Origin of the sequence: Cupriavidus pauculus, assembly GCF_002858765.1 — a bacterium.
GTDB lineage: Bacteria > Pseudomonadota > Gammaproteobacteria > Burkholderiales > Burkholderiaceae > Cupriavidus > Cupriavidus pauculus_B.
This window is the reverse complement of sequence record NZ_PJRP01000010.1, coordinates 21,089-36,033: the sequence shown is the minus strand read 5'-3', so window position 1 is coordinate 36,033 and position 14,945 is coordinate 21,089. Positions and strand designations below refer to the sequence as shown.

The 14,945-nt window shown below is 67.1% G+C and carries 15 protein-coding genes; 9 read left to right on the top strand and 6 right to left on the bottom strand.

The window, feature by feature from the left end; genetic code table 11:
- Positions 1-31: 31 nt before the first annotated feature.
- The 7 genes from CYJ10_RS20120 to ureG are packed head-to-tail and all read left to right on the top strand — an operon-like array spanning position 32 to position 5,309.
- On the top strand, positions 32-670 hold the full coding sequence (locus CYJ10_RS20120; protein ID WP_101683238.1) for a HupE/UreJ family protein: 639 nt from the start codon (positions 32-34) through the stop codon (positions 668-670).
- Positions 671-691: 21 nt separating this feature from the next.
- Positions 692-997 (top strand): urease subunit beta, encoded by a 306-nt coding sequence (locus tag CYJ10_RS20115; RefSeq protein ID WP_092594635.1) that lies wholly within the window; start codon positions 692-694, stop codon positions 995-997.
- Positions 997-2,715 (top strand): urease subunit alpha, encoded by a 1,719-nt coding sequence (gene ureC / locus CYJ10_RS20110; RefSeq protein WP_101683237.1) that lies wholly within the window; start codon positions 997-999, stop codon positions 2,713-2,715. The genes CYJ10_RS20115 and ureC overlap by 1 nt, the downstream gene beginning before the upstream one ends.
- A gap of 10 nt (positions 2,716-2,725) precedes the next feature.
- Positions 2,726-3,334 (top strand): urease accessory protein UreE, encoded by a 609-nt coding sequence (gene ureE, locus CYJ10_RS20105; protein WP_101683236.1) that lies wholly within the window; start codon positions 2,726-2,728, stop codon positions 3,332-3,334.
- A 12-nt stretch (positions 3,335-3,346) separates the two neighbouring features.
- Positions 3,347-3,979, top strand: coding sequence for an endonuclease domain-containing protein (locus CYJ10_RS20095; protein WP_257993433.1), 633 nt, complete (start codon positions 3,347-3,349; stop codon positions 3,977-3,979).
- Positions 3,976-4,668: an urease accessory protein UreF gene (locus CYJ10_RS20090; protein ID WP_101683235.1), complete on the top strand. Its 693-nt coding sequence runs from the start codon at positions 3,976-3,978 to the stop codon at positions 4,666-4,668. Before CYJ10_RS20095 ends, CYJ10_RS20090 begins: the two co-directional genes overlap by 4 nt.
- 17 nt (positions 4,669-4,685) lie before the next feature.
- Complete coding sequence (ureG, locus tag CYJ10_RS20085; RefSeq protein WP_092594629.1) at positions 4,686-5,309, top strand: urease accessory protein UreG; 624 nt, start codon at positions 4,686-4,688, stop codon at positions 5,307-5,309.
- 32 nt (positions 5,310-5,341) lie between these two features.
- Here the strand turns inward: ureG and CYJ10_RS20080 are convergent, their stop codons facing one another.
- The 3 genes from CYJ10_RS20080 to CYJ10_RS20070 all read right to left on the bottom strand — a co-directional run bounded on the left by CYJ10_RS20080 (position 5,342) and on the right by CYJ10_RS20070 (position 8,246).
- Positions 5,342-5,683, bottom strand: a complete 342-nt coding sequence (locus tag CYJ10_RS20080; protein WP_257993432.1) for a helix-turn-helix domain-containing protein — start codon at positions 5,681-5,683, stop codon at positions 5,342-5,344.
- 486 nt (positions 5,684-6,169) lie between these two features.
- On the bottom strand, positions 6,170-6,862 hold the full coding sequence (locus CYJ10_RS20075; RefSeq protein ID WP_101683233.1) for a glutathione binding-like protein: 693 nt from the start codon (positions 6,860-6,862) through the stop codon (positions 6,170-6,172).
- A gap of 121 nt (positions 6,863-6,983) precedes the next feature.
- Positions 6,984-8,246: an acyl-CoA dehydrogenase family protein gene (locus CYJ10_RS20070; RefSeq protein WP_101683232.1), complete on the bottom strand. Its 1,263-nt coding sequence runs from the start codon at positions 8,244-8,246 to the stop codon at positions 6,984-6,986.
- Between the two features lie 171 nt (positions 8,247-8,417).
- On the opposite strand from CYJ10_RS20070, the gene CYJ10_RS20065 reads away from it, so the two are divergent.
- Together CYJ10_RS20065 and CYJ10_RS20060 are read left to right on the top strand one after the other, a co-directional pair.
- Entirely contained in the window at positions 8,418-9,362 is a 945-nt protein-coding gene (locus CYJ10_RS20065; RefSeq protein WP_101683231.1) for a LysR family transcriptional regulator, read from the top strand.
- Between the two features lie 242 nt (positions 9,363-9,604).
- Positions 9,605-10,759 carry a CAP domain-containing protein gene (locus CYJ10_RS20060; protein ID WP_257993431.1) on the top strand — a complete coding sequence of 385 codons (1,155 nt, stop codon included), beginning with the start codon at positions 9,605-9,607 and terminating at the stop codon, positions 10,757-10,759.
- A gap of 93 nt (positions 10,760-10,852) precedes the next feature.
- Here the strand turns inward: CYJ10_RS20060 and CYJ10_RS20055 are convergent, their stop codons facing one another.
- Genes CYJ10_RS20055 through CYJ10_RS20045 form a run of 3 tightly spaced genes read right to left on the bottom strand, consistent with a single transcriptional unit; the run spans position 10,853 to position 14,725 of the window.
- Complete coding sequence (locus CYJ10_RS20055) at positions 10,853-12,313, bottom strand: hypothetical protein (protein WP_101683229.1); 1,461 nt, start codon at positions 12,311-12,313, stop codon at positions 10,853-10,855.
- The gene (locus CYJ10_RS20050; protein ID WP_101683228.1) at positions 12,310-12,915 is read right to left on the bottom strand and encodes an RNA polymerase sigma factor; all 606 of its coding nucleotides are present in this window, start codon (positions 12,913-12,915) and stop codon (positions 12,310-12,312) included. The genes CYJ10_RS20055 and CYJ10_RS20050 overlap by 4 nt, the downstream gene beginning before the upstream one ends.
- A 22-nt stretch (positions 12,916-12,937) precedes the next feature.
- Entirely contained in the window at positions 12,938-14,725 is a 1,788-nt protein-coding gene (locus CYJ10_RS20045) for a vWA domain-containing protein (RefSeq protein WP_101683227.1), read from the bottom strand.
- Positions 14,726-14,945 lie beyond the last annotated feature (220 nt).

The following is a 14,945-nucleotide window of genomic DNA, read 5'->3' as shown; positions in this document are numbered from 1 at the left end:
CCGAACGCTCAACAATAAGAGGACCAACCCTATGCACCGCCCGACTTTCGCCCGCGTCATGACCGGCGCCACGCTCTCGCTGGCTGCCGCCTCGGCCTTCGCCCACCCGGGCCACGACGCCGCCACGGTTGGTGCCAGCCTGCTTGCCGGCCTGGCCCATCCGTTCACAGGGGCCGATCACCTGCTTGCCATGGCCGCCGTGGGCGTCTGGAGCGCGTTGATCGCCGCGCCGAAGGGTGCATTCGGGCAGGACACGTCGAAGCTGGACGTGCTGCGCCTGCCGCTGGCCTTCGTCGCCATGATGCTGGTGGGGGCCGCGTTGGGGCTGGCCGGCGTGACGCTGCCGGCCGTGGAGCCGATGATCGCGGTCTCGCTGCTCGTGATCGGCCTGCTGGTGGCGATGCGCGCCAAGCTGTCGGCGCTGTCCGGCATGGCCATCGTCGGCGGCTTTGCGCTGTTCCACGGCTACGCGCACGGCGCCGAACTGCCGGCGACCGCCGCCGCACTGCCTGGGGTGCTGGCCTATGTCGGCGGCTTTGCCGTCAGCACGATGACGCTGCACGTGATGGGTATCGGCGTGGGCGCGTTCCTGCGTCGCCATGCGGGCTGGATGGCGCGTGTGGCCGGGGCGGGCGTGGCGCTGTACGGCGTCGGCCTGCTGGTGGCCTGAAGTTCGCAAAGGAGCCTGGCGATGATTCCCGGTGAACTGATGCCGCTAGACGGCGAGATCGAACTGAACGCGGGCCGCGCCACGGTCAGCGTGACCGTGGCCAATACGGGCGACCGGCCGGTACAGGTTGGTTCGCACTTCCATTTCTACGAAACCAACGCGGCGCTGTCGTTCGACCGCGAAGCTGCGCGCGGCTTCCGGCTCGACATCGCGGCCGGCACGGCGGTGCGCTTCGAGCCGGGCCAGTCGCGCACGGTGCAGCTGGTGGCGCTGGACGGCGACCGCATCGTCTATGGGTTCAACGGCAAGATCATGGGAGCGCTGTGATGAGCGTGAAGATTTCGCGGCAGGCCTATGCCGAGATGTTCGGCCCCACCACCGGCGACCGCCTGCGGCTGGCCGACACCGGGCTGGTCATCGAGGTGGAAAAGGATTTCACGATCTACGGCGAGGAAGTGAAGTTCGGCGGCGGCAAGGTGATTCGCGATGGCATGGGCCAAAGCCAGCGCATGTCGAAGGACTGCGTGGACACGGTCATCACCAACGCGCTGATCGTTGACCACTGGGGCATCGTCAAGGCCGACATCGGCCTCAAGCACGGCCGGATCGCGGGCATCGGCAAGGCCGGCAACCCGGACATCCAGCCGGGCGTGACCATCGTCGTGGGCCCCGGCACCGAGGTGATCGCGGGCGAGGGCATGATCGTCACGGCGGGCGGCATCGACACGCATATCCACTTCATCTGCCCGCAGCAGATCGACGAGGCGCTGATGAGCGGCGTGACCACGATGATCGGCGGCGGCACCGGCCCGGCCACGGGCACCTTCGCCACCACCGTCACGCCCGGCCCGTGGTACATGGAGCGCATGCTGCAGGCTGCCGATGCCTATCCGATGAACATCGGCTTCCTGGGCAAGGGCAACGCCAGCCAGCCCGCGCCGCTGACCGAGCAGGTGGAAGCGGGGGCCATCGGCCTGAAGCTGCACGAAGACTGGGGCACCACGCCGCAGGCCATCGACACCTGTTTGTCCGTGGCCGATGACACCGACACCCAGGTGGCCATCCACACCGATACGCTCAACGAAGGTGGCTTCGTCGAGGCAACCATCGCCGCGTTCAAGGGCCGCACGATCCATACGTACCACACCGAAGGCGCGGGCGGCGGCCATGCGCCGGACATCATCAAGGTGTGCGGGGAATCGAACGTGCTGCCGTCGTCGACCAACCCGACGCGGCCGTACACGGTGAACACGCTGGACGAGCACCTGGACATGCTGATGGTCTGCCATCACCTGGACCCGGCCATCGCCGAGGACATCGCGTTTGCCGAGTCGCGCATCCGGCGCGAGACTATCGCGGCGGAAGACATCCTGCACGACCTGGGCGCCTTCTCGATGATCTCCAGCGATTCGCAGGCCATGGGACGCGTGGGCGAGGTCATCATCCGCACCTGGCAGACCGCGCACAAGATGGCTGCCCAGCGCGGCAAGCTGCCCGGCGATCCGCACGATGCGCGTGGCGGCCACGACAATTTCCGGGTGCGGCGCTATATCGCCAAGTACACGATCAACCCCGCGCTGACGCACGGCATCGCGCACGAGGTGGGATCGATCGAGGTGGGCAAGTGGGCTGACCTGGTGCTGTGGAAGCCGGCGTTCTTCGGCGTGAAGCCGAGCCTGATCATGAAGGGCGGCATGATCGCGGCGGCGGCTATGGGCGACCCCAATGCGTCGATCCCGACCCCGCAGCCGGTGCATTACCGGCCGATGTTCGCGTCGGCCGGTGGCGCGTTGCCCAGGTCGTCGCTGACCTTTGTCTCGCAGGCCGCGCTGGCAGCTGATGTGGGCGGGCGCTACGGGCTGGCCAAGACCCTGGCCGCCGTGCGCGGATGCCGCACCGTCAGCAAGCGCGACATGGTGCACAATGACTGGCAGCCGCACGTCACGGTGGACCCCGAAACCTACCAGGTGGTGGCCGACGGCCAGTTGCTGATGTGCGAGCCCGCTACCGTGCTGCCGATGGCGCAGCGCTACTTCCTGTTCTGAAGCTGAAGCCGTGATCAAGATCGACAAAGTCCTGCCCGCGCCGCACGGTATCGCACCGGTGCTGGTGCGGCGCGCCCCCAAGCTGGTTTTGCCGTTCGGCGACCGCAGCAAGAGCCGCCTGCGCGCGGCGCTCGACAACGGCACCGAAGCGGCGCTGTTCCTGCCGCGCGGCACCGTGTTGCGCGGCGGCGACCTGCTGGTGGCCGAAGACGGCACCTTCGTCGAGGTGCAGGCAGCGCCGGAATCGGTGCTGCAGGTGACGGCCACCGATCCGCTGGCCTTGATGCGCGCGGCGTACCACCTCGGCAACCGCCACACGCCGGTGGAAGTGGGCCGAGACTACCTCCGCCTGGAATACGACCCGGTGCTGGCGGACATGCTGACGCGCCTGGGCGTACAGATCGCACGCGCCGAACAGCCTTTCGAGCCCGAGGCGGGCGCCTACGGCGGCGGCCACAAGCACGGCCACGACGCCACCTTCGCCGAAGACTACGCGGCGGCCCAGGCGGTGTTTCACGAACATCATGGGCATGACCATGGGCATGATCAATCGCATAGCCATGATCACGATCATGGGCACGGCCACGTGCATGACGAACACTGCGGGCACAAGCATTAACCGGACGTGATCGTGAATCAGACGCTTGCCCTCTCCCCCAACCCCTCTCCCGCGTGCGGGAGAGGGGAGACCACCGACTGCGATGCCAATGCCGCTGGTTTGCTCCCCTCTCCCGCTAGCGGGAGAGGGGCCGGGGGAGAGGGTAGGCGGCTGACCAACCACGAATTCGCGAAAGAGCTACGCTCGCACCAAACCGCGGCCGAAGAGCGCCTGTGGTACTTCCTGCGTGCCCACCGCTTCCTGGGCCTGAAATTCAAACGTCAGAAGCCGGTTGGCCTATACATTGCCGATTTCATCTGCATGGAGCGCAAACTGATCGTCGAAGCCGACGGCGGTCAGCATGGCACGCTTCGCGATTTCGACCGCGATGTCTGGTTGCAGGATCAGGGCTACACGGTCCTGAGATTCTGGAATAACCAGATTCAAGACGAGATCGAAGGTGTGCTGGAGGCGATTCGGCAAGCCGTGCTGGCCAAGGACTTCGTTGAGCCGCCCGCCCTCTCCCCCGACCCTTCTTCCGCGCGCGGGAGAGGGGAGAATCCCGCCAGCGTTCCAAATGCCATTGGCCCGCGTTCTTCTTTCCCATTCGGGAGAGGGGCGGTGGGAGAGGGTAACCGGCCAAAGCAAGGGTCTGCGACAACATGACCGCGCTCCCCCAGCTGATCTCGCTGCTGCACCTTGCCTCGCCGGCGTTGCCGATTGGCGGGTTCAGCTATTCGCAGGGGCTTGAGGCGGCCATCGATTGCGGGCTGGTGAGCGATGCCGCCAGTGCCGAGCGCTGGATTCGCGACAACCTCGTGCAGGTGCAGGCCCAGTGCGAGGCGCCGGTCTGGCTGCTGCTGCATCGTGCCTGGCGTCAGCAGGACGCCGCATCGGTGAGCCGCTGGAACGAGTGGTTCCACGTGACCCGTGAAACGTCCGAGTTGCGGCTCGAAACCGAGCAGATGGGCTGGTCGCTGGCCAAGCTGATCGCGCAGATGGAATGGGGCGATGCGTGGCTGCGCGACACCTTGCGCAGCCTGTCGCCGCTGTGCCTGCCCACGGCCTTTACCGCGGCATGCGTGGCGCTGGATATCGATGCCCGCGACGGGCTGGCCGCCTACGCCTTCAACTGGGCCGAAAACCAGGTGGCCGCCGCGCTCAAGGCCGTGCCGCTGGGCCAGGTGGCGGGCCAGCAGATCCTGCGCGGGCTGCAACGCCATGTGCTTGACACCGTGGACGAGGCGGCGCGGCGCGCCGATGCCGATCCGCCGCAGCTTTCCACGTTTTCTCCGATGCTGGGCCTGCTGTCGGCGCGACACGAGACCCAGTATTCCCGGCTTTTCCGCTCCTAGCGTTCCTGGACCGAATCATGACCCGTACCAAGAAGAATCCTCCGCTGCGCGTTGGCGTGGGCGGCCCCGTGGGCTCCGGCAAGACCACCTTGCTGGAGATGCTCTGCAAGGCCATGCGCGACCGCTATGACCTGGTGGCGATCACCAACGACATCTACACCAAGGAAGACCAGCGCCTGCTGACGATCTCGGGCGCCTTGCCGGCCGAGCGCATCATGGGCGTGGAAACGGGCGGCTGTCCGCATACGGCGATCCGCGAGGACGCGTCGATCAACCTGGAGGCCGTGGACCGCATGCTGGCCCGGTTTCCGGATGCCGACGTGGTGTTCATCGAATCCGGCGGCGACAACCTGGCCGCGACCTTCAGCCCGGAATTGTCCGATCTGACGATCTACGTGATCGATGTGGCTGGGGGGGAGAAGATTCCTCGCAAGGGCGGACCAGGGATTACGAAGTCCGACCTGCTGGTGGTCAACAAGACCGACCTGGCGCCCTATGTGGGGGCGTCGCTCGACATCATGGAAAGCGATACGCGCAAGATGCGCGGCGATCGTCCGTTCGTGATGGGCAGCGTGAAGTCAGGGCAGGGCCTGGACCAGGTGATCGCCTTTATCGAGCAGCAGGGCATGCTGAACGTCTGAGCCCGCATGCGCCCTGCCTCGGGCGGGGCGTTTCAGCGAGCGTGCCGGCGCGCCAGTGCCCGTGCCACGCCAGCCACGACATCGCGATCGACGTCGGTCAGATCGGCCATATAACGCAACGTTGCCTGCACTGCGGGCGACTGCTCTGCGTCGAACGGTGAGCGCGCCGCTTCCTGCGTCTCTTCTGGCCGATGCTTGAAAAAGTCAAGCATCTCGGTTGGCGCAACGCCAAGCGTGTCTGCAAGGGTACAAATGTTATATAGCGCAACATTGCGCGTGCCGCGCTCGATGCCGCTGAGGTAGGATCGGGCCAGGCCGCTTTCCAGCGACAGCGCTTCCTGAGACCAGCCACGCTGCTTGCGCAACCAGGTCAAATGTCGCCCGAACAGCTTGAGTGGGTCTGCTGTCATATGCTGCTGTGTGGATATTAAGTCGCTAAGTCGATCGAGCCTAAGGGTTCGACCTATGCGGAACGACAACTTATAGTTGGTCGTTCTATCGGTGCCAGATCCTCATCGTAAGCGATACACCTGTCACCAATGCGACACAGTTGCCGGGTCGGGCAGTCATCACAGACCGTCTCGGAACGTGATGATCGCGCCTCGCTCATGAGGCGCAAATCCGCGCCACGCGGTCCATTCGGCATTCCCGCACCCTTCGCCCGCAAGTGCCGCTTTCAACGAATTGCCATGCGGATTTTGTCGCGTTCGCTGCTGCCACAGGCGCTGTCAGCTGACCTGGACAATCGACACCGGACTCGGCATCGATTCTCATTTCTGTGTCATTCCGGCAACGGCTGGGCCCGGACGCTGGCCTGAACCCGTGCGGATTGAGGCACCCGTCCGGGTGATGCCGCGCGCCTAGCGCCGCTGGTACTGCGTGGCGCCGAACAGGATCTCGCGTTCCTTGTCCGACTGCAGCGGCTTGCGTTCCTTCGCCAGCACTTCCACGCCGCGCTTCACGGCCGGACGCTCGGCAATCTCGTTGAACCAGCGCTTCAGATGCGGGTAGTCGTCCAGTTCCACGCCCTGGTTCTGCCAGCTGCGCAGCCATGGGAACGTGGCGATGTCCGCGATCGAATAGCTGTCGCCGGCCAGCCAGGCGTGTTGCGACAGCTGCTTGTCGATCACGCCGTACAGGCGCTTGGCCTCGTTCGTGTAGCGGTTCACCGCGTACTCGATCTTCTCGGGCGCATAGATGCGGAAGTGGTGCGCCTGCCCCAGCATCGGGCCGACGCCACCCATCTGGAACATCAGCCACTGCAGCGCATCGTACTTGCCGCGCACGTCGTCGGGCAGGAACTTGCCGGTCTTGCTGGCCAGGTACAGCAGGATCGCACCCGATTCAAACAGCGAGATTGGCTCGCCGTCGGGGCCGTCGCTGTCGACGATCGCCGGAATCTTGTTGTTGGGGCTGATCTTGAGAAAGTCGGCGCCGAACTGGTCGCCGGCACCGATATTGATGGGATGGACCTTGTACGCCAGGCCGCATTCCTCAAGCATGATGTGGACCTTGTGGCCGTTCGGGGTGGCCCAGGTGTAGACGTCGATCATGTGCAACGCTCTCCATGGAAGATTGGCCGAGGCATTTAAGCACAGAGTGAATAACCCTGTTGGCGGCACATGAAAAAGCCCGGCACGGGGCCGGGCTTTGTCTGTCAGGCGACGATGCCTGTCAAGAACCGCGCGTCACGGGCATCTGGATGCTGTCGGCGCTCACGTTCATGTGCTTGGCCAGTTCCAGCTTGGCGATGGCGTTGCGGTGCACCTCGTCCGGACCATCGGCCAGGCGCAGCGTGCGCTGGTGCGCCCACCAGTTGGCCAGCGGGAAGTCACCGGACACGCCCGCGGCACCATGTACCTGGATGGCCCAGTCGATCACGCGCAGCGCCACGTTCGGTGCCACCACCTTGATCATGGCGATCTCGGCCTTGGCCACCTTGTTGCCCACGGTGTCCATCATGTAGGCGGCCTTCAGCGTGAGCAGGCGTGTCATCTCGATGTCGCAACGCGCTTCGGCGATGCGCTCCTGCGTCACGCCCTGACGGGCCACTTCCTTGCCGAACGCCACGCGTTGCAGGCTGCGCTTGCACATCAGTTCCAGCGCGCGCTCGGCCACGCCGACGCTGCGCATGCAGTGGTGGATACGGCCCGGGCCCAGGCGGCCCTGGGCGATCTCGAAGCCGCGGCCTTCGCCCAGCAGGATGTTGCTGGCCGGCACGCGCACGTTCTTCAGTTCGATTTCCATGTGGCCGTGCGGCGCGTCGTCGTAGCCGAACACGGGCAGGAAGCGCTTGATGGTGATGCCCGGCGTGTCGGCCGGCACCACGATCATCGATTGCTGCTCATGGCGGCCTGCTTCGGGGTCGGTCTTGCCCATCACGATGTAGACCTTGCAGCGCGGGTCGCCGGCGCCCGACGACCACCACTTGGTGCCGTTGATCACATAGTGGTCACCGTCACGCTCGATGCGGCACTCGATGTTGGTGGCGTCGGACGAAGCCACGGCCGGCTCGGTCATCAGGAACGCCGAACGGATCTCGCCGCGCAGCAGCGGTTCCAGCCACTGGTCCTTCAGTTCTTCCGACGCGTAGCGCTCCAGCGTCTCCATGTTGCCGGTGTCCGGCGCGGCGCAGTTGAACACTTCGGCCGACCAGGGCACCCGGCCCATGATTTCGCACATCGGCGCGTATTCCAGGTTCGACAGGCCTTCCGGGGCCCGCTTCGAGCGCGGCAGGAACAGGTTCCACAGGCCGGCTTCGCGGGCCAGCGGCTTCAGTTCTTCCACGACCTTGGTCGGCACCCATGCATTACCGGCCTCGCGGTTGGCCTGCACCTCGGCGTAGAAACGCTTTTCGTTCGGGTAGATGTGCTTGTCGAAGAAGGCCAGCAGCCTGGCCTGCATCTCCTTGACCTTGGGCGAGTATTCAAATTGCATGGGGTCTCCTCGGGGTTTTGATGGGCACGCCGTGCCGACTGTGGCTACTCTAGCGGAACGTGACTAATAAGAAAAATGAATTTTCTGGATTGGTCAGTATCAATATGCTGCATTCCGTGCCAGAATGCGCGACATTGATGCCTCAGTAAAGCACGCGTGCAGGAAGGTGCCATGCAACTCAGCCGGATCGACCTCAATCTCTTCGTCGTGTTCGACGCCATCTACAGCGAAGGCAGCATCACGGCCGCGGCGCGCCAGCTGAACCTGACGCAGCCGGCCGTGAGCCACGCGCTGGGGCGGCTGCGCACGCTGTTCGACGATCCGCTGTTCGAGCGGCGCGGGCAGGGCATGGCGCCCACGCCGCTGGCGCGGTCGCTGGCGGGCGAGGTGAGGGGCGCGCTGCAGTCGTTCGCCCGCACGCTGCAGGACACGCCGCACTTCGATCCCGCCAACACCACGCGGCGCTTCACCATCGGCATGCGCGACGCGCTGGAAAGCACGCTGCTGCCGCCGCTGATGGCGCGCGTGACCGCCATGGCGCCGCACGTGGAAATCGCGGCCATCCGCTTCGACCGCCGCGAGATGGAGTCCGAACTGCTGGCCGGCACGCTGGATACCGCCATCGACATCCTGCTGCCGGTGTCGCCGGCCATCCATCACAGTGCCTTCATGTCCGACCCGATGGTGGTGCTGGCACGGCGCGACCATCCGCTGGTGAAGAAGGAACTGACGCTGGAACGCTACCTGTCGGCCGAGCACGTGCATGTGTCGTCGCGCCGGCGCGGGGCGGGGCTGGAGGACCAGGCGCTGCACCGCATGGGCCTGACGCGCCGCGTGCGGCTGCGCTGCCAGCACTACGCGGCCGCCTGCCGCGTGGTCAGTTGCACGGACCTGCTGGCCACGCTGCCGCTGCGTTACGCGCGCATCGCCAACGAACCCTATGCCAACCGGCTGCTGTCGTTGCCGTTCAAGGTGCCGTCGCTGGAACTGCACCTGTACTGGCATGCAGGCGGCGAGAACGACGGCGCCAACCGCTGGCTGCGCGAGCAGCTGATGGCGGTCATGACATCGCTTGGCAGCGGCACGACGGACATCCCGGCCGGGTCCGCCGCCTGACCCGCGGCTGACCGGCACTTCCAGGCGCGTGCAGCGCGCTCGGATCACAGCGTAAGAAAGTGTTGGAAAGGTGGACGGTGGGGGCAGGCGTCCCTACCATCACTGCGTTCCATCTGTCCCGGACGCCTTACATGGCGGCGCAGCAGCGCCCAGGCGTCGTCCCGGTCCACACACCGGGATGCGGGCAGTTTCCCCAATCCAGACCTATGACATCGAGGCACGCTCACATGCCAGGGAAACTCATGCGCACTGCTTTCATCAACGGACGGCCGATTGCACTCGGCGCCATCGCCGCCTGCGCGGCCCTGACGCTGGCCGCATGTGGCGGCGGTGACGGCGGCGGTTCCGCAACCGCCTCGGGCAGCAGCGGCAGTGGCAGCGCGGCGCAATCGGGCAACGCGGCCCAGTCGGCTGCCAGCGGCCAGGCGGCGGCGGCCCCGACCGCCGGCGGCACCGACCGTGCTTGCTACACCGTATCGGGCACCGCGCCGGCACCGGTGACCGGTTCGGTCGCCGTGCTGCCCGCGCGTGGCGCGGGCGTGTCCGGCTATCACGTACTGGCCGACGCGCGCAGCGCGGGCCTGTGCTACGCCAACTATCGCCGCGAACAGGTGGGCCTGGCCCCGCTGACCGCACGCGACGCGCTCAATACCGTGGCCCAGAACCACACGGCCTACATGCTGGCCAATAACACGCTGACGCACGACGAGCAGTCGGGCAAGCCCGGCTACACCGGTGCGGCCCCCAACGACCGCATCCAGGCCGCGTATCCGAGCAACGCCACGGCGGAAGTGGTGGCGGGCGCTAACCGCTGGACGTCGCAGGCGGGCGCCAACCTGTCGATGACGCCGAAGGATCAGTTGGTGGTCGACCTGGTCGATGCCCCGTTCCATCGCGCGGCACTGCTGGGCAGCTACGGATCGGCCGGCAGCGGGTTTGCCGAAAGCGTAGGCGCGGGCAGCAGCGGCGGCACGCAGGCGTACTACTTCCAGACCATCGACCTGGCCGACCGCAGCCAGGGCGGCGCCGACAACCAGATGGTGGCCTACCCGTACAACGGCCAGGCCGACGTACCCGTCAACTGGGTCAACAACGAGAGCCCGAATCCCGCACCGGCCTACGCGGGCAAGACCATGGGCTATCCGGTGACGGTGCAGGCAGTGAACACGTCGCTGGCGTTCAATGCCGACACGTTCACGATCACCGATGCGTCGGGCAACAACGTGCCGTGCGAGAAGGTGGATGCGCGCACGTCGGGCATGTCTAGCGCCGCGAGTGGGCTCGCGATCTGCACGCCGACAGCGCCGCTGGCTGGCAAGACACGCTACAACGTAACCGTCAGCGGTACGCTGAACGGGCAGGGCGTGAACCTGAACTGGTCGTTCACCACGCTCTGACGCTGCGATCCATCGCGCCTTGATCGAGGCCGGGAAGGAAGACGGGAGGCAATCTGCCTCCCGTTTTTCATTGGGCGCCCGTGCTTGATGCCGCTACCTGACGTCCGGACGCTCGGCACCCTGTTCGATGCGTAGCTGGCCACGCGCGAGCGCATCGTCGCGCTGGATGCCGTAAGGCGCCACGGGGCGGGCATCGGCGGGCATGGCCGCCCAGAGGCGAGCCACCCAGTCGCGCACGGCCGCATTGTCGGGCTCGGCGCTCCAGACATGCAGACCCCTGCCGGGGCGCCACTGCATGGCGACCGAAGCGGGATCGTCCTCCAGCGTGACGGTGGCCGATTTCCGCGCCACGGGGGCGGCGGCCTTCGCAGTGGCCTTCGCGGGGGCAGCCGATTCAGCTGCCGACTCAGACGCCGATTCGGCTGTCAGTCCAGCCGCCGCTGGCGCTGCCAGGAACGCCGACTGCGGCACGCGCCGCGCGCGGGCGTCGGCGGCTACGCCTGGCGCGGGCGCGGGCGCGGCGGCTGGCGGCGGTGCCGGTGCCGGTGCCAACGCGGGTGCAGATGGTGGCGCCGGCGCCGCGTCGGCTTGTGCCTGCATCGATGCCATCGGCGGTGGCGCGGCCAGGATAGCCGGAGCGGCGGGTGCGGCCGGCGTCGGGGGCACGGGTTCCGCAGTAGCTGTTACCGGTGGAGTCGAAGGCGCGGGCGAGGGCGAGGGCGCAAAGGCAGGCGATGGCTCGCGTGCGCGCTCCTTGCGGGCTGCCGGCGATGGCGTAGTCGGTCGACGCACGGGCTCTGCTGGCGGTGCCGTGCGCGCCAGGCCGGGTGTCGACGGCGCGCCCTCGGTCTGCGCTTCCTGCGCCGGTGGCGTGGATGACGTGGATGGCGTGGCGGCGAGTGCGGGCGCAGACGCCAGCGCGGCTTCGCCCTGCACTGCCGGGCCCGCCTTATCCGCAATGACGACATTCGACGATAGCGAGGCCGTCATCGGCGTGCCGTCGTCAAGCTGGCTCAGCACGATCTTCGTGGCCAGGCCCGCCACGGCAAACGCGGTGGCCGCGACGCCCAGCGACCGCCACCAGCGCGCCACGGCAGACGCGCGCCTGGCGGGTGGTGGCACGGCAGATGCCACGGCAGCGGCTTCGTCGCGATGCTGCATCGCCTGCGTCCGCAACCATGCCTCGGTGGGGGCGCTGACCGGTGCGCCGAGTACGGCGTCGGCAGGCTTGCCCTGCAACACCTGCTCGAACACGACATCGCGGCGCGCGGCTTGCGCCGTCTGCAGCCGCGCGGCCTCGCGCAGCACGCTGTCGGACAGCGTGGGCGGGGCATTGAAAGCAGGAGGCGGCGCCGATGCCCGCACCGCATCGCGTTCCGCTTCGGCTGCCATGCGCGCCTGCACCGCACGTGCGGCGGTGGCCACGGCACTGGCCAGGCTTGCGGGCGCTTCAAAGCGCGGCACGTCGCGCAGCAGCGCGGACAGCCGGTCTTCGCCGGCGATAAAGCGTTCGGCGGCGTCGCGGTGGCGGTCGTCGGGGCGAGGTGTCGTCATGGCCGGGGCTCCCCAGGCACCATGCCGCCATCGGCCAGTACCGTGCGCAGCCGGGCAAACGCATAGCGCAGCCGGCTCTTCACCGTCTCGAATTTCTCGCCCAGCATCGCGGCGATTTCCTCGACGCTCATCTCGCTGAAGAAGCGCAGCACCACCACTTCGCGCTGTGCCACGGGCAACTGCAGGAGCGCCTGGCGCACGCTGGCCAGATGCTCGCGCAATTGCGCCTCGGTCTCGGGCGTCAGGTCGTCGACCGGCATCGCCGGTTCGTGCTCGTCGATCGATTCGCGCAGCCGGGCATGCGCGCTGCGCACCTGGTCCAGCCAGGCGTTGCGCGCGATCTGGAACAGGAATGTGCGGAATGCGGCGGTGGGCGTGTAGTCGCCACAGCGGGTCATCAGCTGGATCCACGTCTTCTGCGCGATATCCTCGGCCTCGCCGGTGTCGCCCCGGCAAAGCCAGGCCACATAGTTGAACAGGCCGTGTTTGTGGCGACGGAACAGTTCGCCGATCGGGGCCTCGATGACGCCGCCGGCCACCAGCAGCATCAGGTCGGCGTCGGGCAGCGCAGCAATGTCGGGGGCGGGGCTGGCACGCGTCATGGCATCGAGTATAGAACGCCGGTCAGCGTGCGTTGGCACTCGCCGGCATCGGCGCCGTCTGCAGCGACTGTGCCAGTGCCACCAGCTTCAGGAACTCGCCCCGATAGCCAAAGAGGTCGGCGCCGCGCGCATCTTGCGCCAGGGTGCGTGCGTCATCGAGCGTCCAGCCGCCGGTAAACCTGCCGCCGTGCAGCACCTGGCCAAAGCCGCTGACGGCTGCGGCGAAGCGAAAGTCGGCATCGCCCTGGGCCAGCGGCCGGATGGCGTCGCGGGCGACCGTGATGTCGGTCAGTTCGCTGGCGCTGGCGCCGGGACGCTTGTAGCGCAGCTTCACATGCGCGAGTTCGTTGTGCCGACTGGCAACGGGCGGGCTGCCGCGATCGGCAGGCTGGTAGCGCAGGTCGTCGATCAGCCCCGGGCCGTCGGCCAGCGTCAGTTCGTACAGCGCCGTCACGGTATGCCCGGCGCCGATATCGCCGGCATCCACCTTGTCGTTGTTGAAATCCTCGCGCGCCAGCAGGCGGTTTTCATAGCCGATCAGCCGGTACTCACGAACCGTGGCGGGGTTGAATTCCACCTGGATCTTCACGTCGCGGGCGATGGTGGCCAGCGTCGAACTCATTTCGCTGACCAGCACCTTGTTGCCCTCCATGAGGTTGTCGATGTACGAGTAAGCGCCGTCGCCGGCATCGGCCAGTTGCTCCATGAGCTGGTCGTTGTAGTTGCCGGTGCCGAAGCCGAGCGTGGACAGCGATACGCCCGACTTGCGCTTTTCCTCGACCAGGCTTTTCAACTGGCGGAAGTCGGTGATGCCGACGTTGAAGTCGCCATCGGTGGCCAGCAGCACGCGATTGATGCCGCCCGCGATATGGCTCTGCTGCGCCGCCTGATAGGCCAGCGCGATGCCACTGGCGCCGGCCGTGCTGCCGCCTGCCACGAGCTGGTCGATGGCGCTGGCAATCGCCGTCTTGTCGCTGCCGGGGGTTGGGGGCAGCGCCACACGCGTGGTGCCCGCGTAGGTGACCAGCGTGATGCGGTCCTGCGGCCGCAGCGCGTTGACCAGCAGCTTCAGCGATGCCTTCAGCAGCGGCAGCTTGTCGGGCGCGTGCATCGAGCCGGACACATCGACCAGGAACACCAGGTTGGCGGCGGGCAGGTTCGCACGCGCCACGTCCTGCCCCTTGATGCCGATGCGCAGCAGCACATTGCGCGGCTGCCAGGGTGCCGGCGCCAGCGCGGCATGCACGGCGAACGGCTTGCCGTCGGCGGGGCCGGCATAGTCGTAGGGGAAGTAGTTGACCAGTTCCTCGACGCGCACCGCATCGGACGGTGGCAGGCGTCCCGCATTGAGCATGCGGCGCACGTTGCTGTAGCTGCCGGTGTCGACGTCGATGCTGAACGTGGAGACTGGCGCCTGCGCCACCTGCCGCACGCCGTTTTCGTCGATCGCACCATAGCGTTCGCGGTCCTGCGGCGCCGGGGCGAATGACGGGGCGAAACTTGGGGCGGGCATCGCCATCAGCGCAGGTGAAACTGGGGCGGGCGCGCGCATGGCCTTGTGGGCTTCCGCGCGGGACTCCACGGCAGGCTCGCGCAATCGGCTGCTGTCCTGGGATGCCGCGGGCTTGCCGGGCTTGTCTGTCGGGGGTTGCAGGATGTACGGCGGCGTGGGTGCGGGCACCGGGGGCGGCATCGGCGCTGCCGGGCCGGTCGGCGGCGGTCCGCTGCATGCGGCCAGCCCCAACGCCAGGGCGGCGCCAAGCGCTGCCGTCCACGGCGTGATGTGCGATGCGGAAAGCCCTGTGCGCATGGTGTTCTCCTTGTGGCATGCAACCGGCGCAACGCGCGCCCTGGGCATGAAACGGCGCAGACGGACAGATGGGGTTGAGATCAATGGACAAAATCTGATGCCGCGTCGGCCATACGACTCCCCCAGCCGATGGCGCGGCCGCATAGGAAAAAATGCCGCGAAACGCAAGGCCGGCTTTCAGACGATTCGCACATCCGTCAGCCTCTTTCGCCGCTACAAT